At 68.4% G+C, this 6,777-nt stretch carries 6 protein-coding genes; 1 reads left to right on the forward strand and 5 read right to left on the reverse strand.

The genetic code is table 11. From position 1 onward, the window contains the following. Positions 1 to 556 precede the first annotated feature (556 nt). The 5 genes from QZY44_RS08505 to QZY44_RS08525 all read right to left on the reverse strand — a co-directional run bounded on the left by QZY44_RS08505 (position 557) and on the right by QZY44_RS08525 (position 5,524). Positions 557 to 829 carry a Txe/YoeB family addiction module toxin gene (locus tag QZY44_RS08505; protein WP_295445014.1) on the reverse strand — a complete coding sequence of 91 codons (273 nt, stop codon included), beginning with the start codon at positions 827 to 829 and terminating at the stop codon, positions 557 to 559. After that, positions 819 to 1,097, reverse strand: a complete 279-nt coding sequence (locus QZY44_RS08510; RefSeq protein WP_295445017.1) for a type II toxin-antitoxin system prevent-host-death family antitoxin — start codon at positions 1,095 to 1,097, stop codon at positions 819 to 821. Before QZY44_RS08510 ends, QZY44_RS08505 begins: the two co-directional genes overlap by 11 nt. 200 nt (positions 1,098 to 1,297) lie before the next feature. Next, on the reverse strand, positions 1,298 to 1,495 hold the full coding sequence (locus QZY44_RS08515; protein ID WP_295445020.1) for a hypothetical protein: 198 nt from the start codon (positions 1,493 to 1,495) through the stop codon (positions 1,298 to 1,300). Then, entirely contained in the window at positions 1,485 to 1,706 is a 222-nt protein-coding gene (locus QZY44_RS08520) for a hypothetical protein (RefSeq protein WP_295445023.1), read from the reverse strand. Before QZY44_RS08520 ends, QZY44_RS08515 begins: the two co-directional genes overlap by 11 nt. A gap of 191 nt (positions 1,707 to 1,897) precedes the next feature. Further along, on the reverse strand, positions 1,898 to 5,524 hold the full coding sequence (locus tag QZY44_RS08525) for a transporter substrate-binding domain-containing protein (protein WP_295445026.1): 3,627 nt from the start codon (positions 5,522 to 5,524) through the stop codon (positions 1,898 to 1,900). Positions 5,525 to 5,817: 293 nt separating this feature from the next. Between QZY44_RS08525 and QZY44_RS08530 the strand changes: the two genes are divergently transcribed. After that, entirely contained in the window at positions 5,818 to 6,561 is a 744-nt protein-coding gene (locus tag QZY44_RS08530) for a hypothetical protein (RefSeq protein WP_295445029.1), read from the forward strand. Positions 6,562 to 6,777 lie beyond the last annotated feature (216 nt).

Genomic DNA, 6,777 nt, shown 5'->3' on the forward strand with positions numbered 1-6,777 from the left:
CGCATCGTCCATGACCTTTACCCTATTCCATGGTGGAAGACTCAAACTGGGAGCCGGATGGTGTAACACTCCAAGTCCGGTTCTGCGAGGAGTCGAGAGCGAACTGTCGTATGGCTGAGATAGCGTGGCACCGCCGGGAAACCAGGCGGCAAACAGAGAATACAAACTTCAGCCTACGCGACCGTAAGGACTCGGCTTACTCTCCGTTTACTTAACTGGTGGTAAAGCGGGAGCGGACAGCGATAAGCGACCGTAACTCGCGACCATCGCGCGTCGCTGAGACACTGACCCGGAGTCCCTTCCATTTCCCGTCTTCGCTGATCCGGCCATGGTGAAGGGCATTTCCGAATCGCGAAAATCGGGGACGTACGACGATTACTCCGGACTTCCTCCCGGATGAACCGCAAACGCGCATGCGCAATCGGAAAAAAGCAGGCAACAAGGGGCACAAAAAGGGGCCTGGCTCAATTCAATCCACCGGACGCAGGCGAGTTTGTTTCAGCCTGAATTTAATAGAGCTAGGCCCTTTATCACTCAACTCGCCGCTCCCAGGCCGTCAGTAGTGGAATCGCCCTTGAAGAAACTCGACGCGGTCATGCTTGACCAGGTAGACGCAGCGGTGCTCCGCGGTGATGCGGCGCGACCAGACATCCCCGCCCAGATATTTCAGCGGCTCCGGTTTGCCGATGCCCGCGAAGGGCTCTCGTAACACGGCCTGCACCAGATCAAGCAGGCGCTTTGCCGTGCGGCGGTCTGTGGCGACCCAGTATTGCAAGTCCTCGATGAAACCCGGCTGAAAGACGGCGAGCCGCGGCGGCTCAATCTTCAAGTCCCACCGCTTGGGCGAGCGCCTCGACCGACATGGACTCGCCTGCGCCCTGGCGGGCACTGGCCAGCGCGGCGAGCAGGCGCTCGGCATTCCTCGGCGAGCGCAGCAGGTGCGCCGTCTCCGTTAGGCTCTCCAACTCGTCGGCCGCGATGATGGCGACGGCAGCGCCGCTGCGGCGTCGGACCACAATCACCTCGCGGTCGTTGACCGCGCGATCCATCAGCGTCTTCAGTTGCTCGCGCGCCTGGCTGTAGGTGGTTTCGATCATGGCGAAGCCCGGGGTGAATTGGACGGGAAGTCCGTACATTATAGCGAGTTCCGGGGACAGTTTACTTATCTCTCCGCTGGCCACGCCGACCGAATTGAGTAAACTGTCCCCGGAATTCCCTGTCCCCGGAATTACCTGGCTCGGCAGCGGTTCACGGCGGACAGATCGGCGGCCCGCACCCTGCCGACCGATCAGGTGGCTCATAGATCGACGGGTGCGAGAAACGGGTTGACGACGGTCAACCCGGGGCCGACGACCTGTCCGTGCTGCAAGTCCTCGGAATAGACGGTATCGCAGCCGGCTTCCTGGGCTGCGGCGACGATCAGGCTGTCGTAGTACGAGAAGCCGAAACGCTGTGCGACGAGGACGACATTGGAGTCGATGAAGCTACCGGGCATTGGCTTCGTCCCGATCGAAGACGAAGCAGCCAAAGTCCTTTCGGTAGGGCGCGAAAAAGGCCATCAAGTCGGCCAACCTGGCGTCGCTGGCGGTAGCCGCGGGGGCCTGGGGGTGGCGCGTTCTGAGATAGCCGATGAAGTCCAGGACCTCGGCCTGCAGGGCTTCGGGCAGTTCGGTCGCTTCATGGGCGATCAGATCGACGGCGTTCATGAGCGGGCTCCGGGGAGGGAATTAGCGGATGCTTCGGAACTATGCTAAGTACATCTTGCGCCTGATGTAAAGGCAAAGAAAAGACGCTGAAAGAGCCTCAGTCCAGTGTCGCCACCCGCGCCGCTCGATTACGACAACGACAACGAAAATCGCCGGAAGCGGTCGCGGAATTTGCGGCCTGCCGCACTAGCTTACACGGGCAGCGCTCCCCGCGGCAGGCAGATGGTCACGCGGCTGCCCGGGGCAAGCGCCGCGATGTCGAGGCGGCCTCCGAGCAAGGCGATGCGCTCGCGCACGCTGTAGAGTCCGAAGCGCCCACCCTGACCGGGGTCCGCCGTCGCCTCGGCCCCCGGCACCCGCCCCGTAGAACCCGTGGCGAAACCCCCGACGCAACCCCCGGTGAAATCCAGAGCGAAACCCACCCCGTCGTCCTCGACACTCAGCCTGAGCCCCGCGGGGTCGGTCGTGAGCCCGATGGCCCCGCGGCGGGCCTGGGCATGCTTGATGAGGTTGTAGACCAGCTCCCGGGCGGACTGGAACAGGATCACCGACAGCTCGCGGCCCAGCGTGGGCGGGGGGCCCGCCAGGGTGTAGGTCATGGGGATGCCCCAGCGCGCCTGGGTGCTCGCGGCCAGCCACTCCAGGGCGGCGGGCAGCCCCTTCTGCTCCAGCACCGGCGGGCTCAGGTCGAACTGCAGCGTGCGCAGCTCGGCGATCCCCTCGCGCAGCAGCTCGATGCCCGCCAGCAGGGCCTGGCTCGCCTCGCGGTCGCAACCGCGGGAGGCGGAGCCGAGCTGCAGTTGCGCCAGGGCGAGCTTCTGCATGGGGCTGTCGTGCAACTCGCTGGCCAACTGGGCGCGTTCCGCCTCCTTGAGCAGCGACAGGTCCAGGGCCAGGCGGCGCAGCCGCGCATTGGCGTCCGTCAGCGCCTGGGTGCGCTCGCCCAGGCTACGCTCCAGGCCGCGCGACAGGGTGGCCAGGGCGAGGTGGGTGCGGACCCGGGCCAACAGGATGCGCGGCTCGAAGGGTTTGACTACATAGTCCGCGCCGCCGGCCTGGAAGGCCTCGAGGATGCCGGGTTCGTCATCGCGCCCGGTGAGGAAGACGACCGGTATGGCGCGGGTGGCGGGCTGACCTTTCAAGGCGCGGCAGGTGGCGATGCCGTCCATCCCGGGCAGCCCGATGTCGAGCAGGATCAGGTCCGGCGGGCGGGTGGTGGCGAGGGCCAGGGCCTGCGCGCCGTCGCCGGCCTCCAGCGGCTCGCCGGGCAGACCGCCCAGGATCTCCTTGAGCAGGGCGCGGGTGGGGGCGCTGTCGTCGACGATCAGGATGCGGGCGGGGGCCGGGCCCGGTGCCGATCCCGGTGCCGCGGGCAGCTCGGCCGGGGGCGGCGCGCGCTCCATGGCCACCGCCTCGGCCGGCAGCTCGAGAGCGAAGGTGCTGCCGCCGCCCGGCGCGCCCTCCACCCGGAGGTCGCCGCCCATGGCGAGCGCCAGGCGCCGGCTGATGGCGAGGCCCAGGCCCGCACCGCCGGCCCCCTCGGCGCCCTCGGCCAGCCGCGCCGCGGCGCCCTGGGTGAAGGGCTCGAAGATCCGCTCCCGCTCGGCCGGCGCAATGCCGGGGCCCGAGTCCGTGACGGCGATGCGCAGCCGCGCTCCCACGTCGGCCAGCGGTGCCACCGACGCGCTGATCTCGATGGCGCCGGTCGGGGTGAACTTGACCGCGTTGCCGACCAGATTCACCAGCACCTGGCGCACCCGGGCCGCGTCGAGACGCAGGGCGGTGGGGAGCGGCGGGTCGATCTGCGCCCGCAGCGCCAGCCCCTGGTTCGCCGCCCGCTGGCTGAACATCGCGGCCACCTCCCCGAGGAGCCCGTGCAGGTCCACCGGGCCGAGCCTGATCCGCAGCGCTCCGGCCTCGCCGCGGGCCAGGTCGAGCAGATCGTCGATCTGGTGCGCCAGGGCCTTGCCCGCGGCGCCGATCGACGCGATCCAGCCGCGCTCGCGCTCGCCGTTGGGCAGATCGTGCAGCAGGGCGGCAAAGCCCAGGACCAGGTTCAAGGGGGTGCGCAGTTCGTGGCTGATGCTGGTGAGGAAAGTCCCCTTGGCCCGATTGGCCGCTTCGGCGGCCTCCTTGGCCGCCACCAGCGCCACCTCGGCCCGGCGCCGCCGCGCCACCTCGCGCGACAGGCGCAGCGCCCACCAGCCGATCAGGGCGGTGAGCAGGGCCGCGGCTGCGAGCACGCGCCACAGGAGCCCCAGGTCCGTCTCGTGGCGGTAACGGATGGAGACCCAGTTGTGGTAGATCGCATCGCGGTCGTGGCGCGGGAGCGCGTCCAGGCCCTTTTGCAGGATCGCCCGCAGCACCGGCGCGTCGCGATGCACCGCCATGCCCAGGCGGTACACGAACGGGGTCTCCCCGAGGACCTTGACCTCGGTGAGGCCGGAGGCGCCGATGTAGTAGCTGGTGGTCGCGAGATTGCCGACGAAGGCGAAGGCCTCCCCGCTTGTGACTGCCCGCAAGGCCGCGGGCGTGTCCGGCACGGGCAGCAACCGAATGTCCGGATGCTGCTCGCGCAGCCACTCGTGCACCGACTCTGCATCGACGACCGCGACGACCTGGCCGTGGAGCGCCTCGATGCCGCCCAGATAGGCGACGTCCGCCGCCGAGAAGATCGCCGCGGGGAAGGCCAGATAGGGCTCGGTCAGCTCAAAGCGCTGCCGGCGCGCGGGGGTCACCGCGGTCGCCGGCAAGAGGTCCAACCGACCCTGGTCGAACTGCTGGAGGGTCTGCGACCAGGACGCGGTCGGCACGAACTCGAAGCGCAGCCCGAGATCCAGTGCCATCTCGCCGAGGTAGGCCACCGAGATGCCCTGGGGCTTAAGCTGCTCGTCGAGGAACTCGACCGGCGCCCAGCGCGGGTCCAGGCCGACCCGGACCACCGGATGGGCGGCGATCCAGGCCTGCTCCTCGCGGGTCAGCTCCAGCCGGGACGGGTCCGCCCGCAGGGCGTCCATACGCCCAAACCAGCGCCGATTCAGGGCGGCCGACTCCGCCTCGGTGATCGCCGCGAGACCCTTGTTGAGGATGCCGACCAGTTCCGGCCAGTCCTTGCGGATGGAGATCCCCAGGCGCGCCGGCCCCTCCGCCAGCATCCGGCTGGGGGCAAAGCCGAGCACCCCGTTGCTCGCCCGCCAGTACTCCAGGCCATAGGAGCCGATGGCTGCATCCACAGTCCCGGTCAACAGGGCCTGGGCCAGCGCCGCCTGACTGGGGAAGGGAACGGCCTTGATGGACGGCTGCGTGGCCAACAGCTTGCGCTCGCGCAGTACCTCGCTCAGGTAGCCGACGCGCCGGCCCGCCAGGCCGGCGAGCCCCGGCGCCGGCAGCGGGTCGCCTTCGCGGAGGTAGACGAAGACCTGGGCGGTGTGGAAGTCCGCGGTGAAATTGAAGTGGTCCCGGCGCTCCGGGAGCGCTGCCGCCAAGGTCAGCCCATCGAGACGGCCAGCCTCGGCCTCCTGCACCATGTCATGCCAGGGCCCGGCGTGAAGCGCGATCTGGATGCCGAGCTTGGTCTCCAGGAGTTGCAGGTGATCCGCGGCGTAGCCGGTGATCTGACCGTTGCCGGCCGGGATCACCCAGGGCGCCCAGTCAGCACCGACCCCCAGCACGATGCGCGGATGGGCGGCGAGCCACGACCGTTCGGGCGCGCTCAGCAGGTCCGTCGACGCGCCGGTGTCAGCGGGGCACGGCGCGCCCAGCACCAGCAGCCACAGCAGTGCAATGGCGAGTAACGGCGTGCACTTGGCGGCGACCACGGGGGCTCCGACCGGGCGGTCTCGGGTTCTTTGCGGGACTGGCATCATTACAAACGAAGGCGATTGCAGCAAGCCACGCAGCAGGCCGGTCGCCGCATCAGGGGCGCGCCCCGGTCAGGAAACTCCTTACTGACAAGTCCCGATTTCGTCCAGCCTCTGCTGGCTCTAACATGGACCGGCGAAGAGTCCGCGGTCTTGCCCGCCCAGACCGCGGCCCTCTCCCCACCCAGGCCGGCGAACCGCCAGCGCCAGGCCCTAACCCCAATCCCTTGATCTCAGACCAAAAGTTGTGTATGCATCAGACCAAGTCCCTTTCTGTCCCGATCATCGGGCTGCTGACTCTGGCGCTGCCTGGCGCGGCATTCGCCTCCTACGACGGAAATGACGCGATCCGCGATTGCGAGAGCCGCATCCGCAGCGAATACAAGCTCACCGACCTGCGCGATGCCACGGTGCAGCGCCTCAACGACGGGGCGCTGCATTTCAAGGTGCAGGGTCAGACCAAGGTCGACGGGGATAGGCACCCCTGGACCTGTGAGGTCAAGGACCGCCACGTGACCGCCGCCGAGTACAGCGGTCCCAAGCCCAAGGGGTTGAGCACGGCCGAGAAGATCGCCATCGGCACGGCCACCGTGGCGGCCGGCGCAATCGCCATCAACGCGGCGGGCAAGCACAGCGGCACGAGTCAGACCGGCTCGGGTGCGGGCGGCGCGAAGGACCTTCAGGACCTGGTCGGAGCGCGCGCAGCCGGCGGCGAGTCCGAACTGCAAAGCCGCGGTTACACCTACGCGTCCGGCAGCAAAGGGGGGAGACAGCGCCTATACGAATTGGAAGAAGGGCTCGCATTGCGTCACGGTGCGCACCACGAACGGGCACTACAAATCCATCGTCGACGTAACTATGCTCGACTGCGGCGGCGGTGGGCAATCGGGCGCAAGCCAATCGGCACGCGGGGGCTCGGGGGCCGCGGGGCTCAAGGACCTGGTCGGCGCCAGGGCCGCCGGCGGCGAGACCGAGCTGCAAAGCCGCGGCTATAACTTTGTAGCCGGCAATAAGTGGAGCAACGGCTCGCAGTGCGTGACGGTGCGCACGAGAAACGGGCATTACGCCTCTATCGTCGATATGCCCATGGCCAAGTGCCACTAGGCTCACGCGCCGGGGTGGCGGCTGTCGCCCCGGCCGTCCGGACCGGCGCTGGGGAACGGTCTTCGTCATCGATCGGCGGGCGTCAGCAGATGGGCGGCCAGGCGGAG

The organism is uncultured Thiodictyon sp., assembly GCA_903837595.1.
Lineage (GTDB): Bacteria > Pseudomonadota > Gammaproteobacteria > Chromatiales > Chromatiaceae > Thiodictyon.

Excerpts from the sequence above, each read along its gene's own strand:
- QZY44_RS08520 (WP_295445023.1), bottom strand. The coding sequence starts at position 1,706 with ATGAACGCCGTCGATCTGATCGCCCATGAAGCGACCGAACTGCCCGAA.
- QZY44_RS08510 (WP_295445017.1), bottom strand. The coding sequence starts at position 1,097 with ATGATCGAAACCACCTACAGCCAGGCGCGCGAGCAACTGAAGACGCTG.
- QZY44_RS08530 (WP_295445029.1), top strand. The coding sequence starts at position 5,818 with ATGCATCAGACCAAGTCCCTTTCTGTCCCGATCATCGGGCTGCTGACT.
- QZY44_RS08515 (WP_295445020.1), bottom strand. The coding sequence starts at position 1,495 with ATGCCCGGTAGCTTCATCGACTCCAATGTCGTCCTCGTCGCACAGCGT.